General features: G+C 73.5%; 1 protein-coding gene. It reads right to left on the reverse strand.

The window, feature by feature from the left end; all coding sequences use genetic code 11:
- Window positions 1-17: 17 nt before the first annotated feature.
- On the reverse strand, window positions 18-343 hold a 326-nt coding region (locus RIF23_RS20740; RefSeq protein ID WP_310914323.1), incomplete at its 5' end, for a hypothetical protein.

The following is a 343-nucleotide window of genomic DNA, read 5'->3' on the forward strand; positions in this document are numbered from 1 at the left end:
AGGTGTGGTGGAAGCGTTCACACATGGTTCCCACCCCCGATCGGCCGCGCCCGTGTAGGGAGCACGATCGCGGTGCCCGAAGCCGCGGCGCGGAGCTGTTCGGCCAGCTGGTCGGCCTGAGCGGCACCGGGTTCCAGCAGTACCCCCAGGCGGGCGAGGCTCACGGTGGTCCACAGCTCACGGCCGGCCCCGCTGGCGTGCACCCGCGCGAGATCGCCCGCCGCCTGGTCCAGAGCCTGGATCGCCCGGTGCAGCCGGTGGGTCTCCGCCAGGCCCAACCCCCGGGCCTGCGCGGATTCCTGGTTCCCGGTCATGGGGTCACCACCCCCAGCGGGATCGTGGG

Source organism: Lipingzhangella rawalii (assembly GCF_031628175.1).
Classification (GTDB): Bacteria; Actinomycetota; Actinomycetes; order Streptosporangiales; family Streptosporangiaceae; genus Lipingzhangella_A; species Lipingzhangella_A rawalii.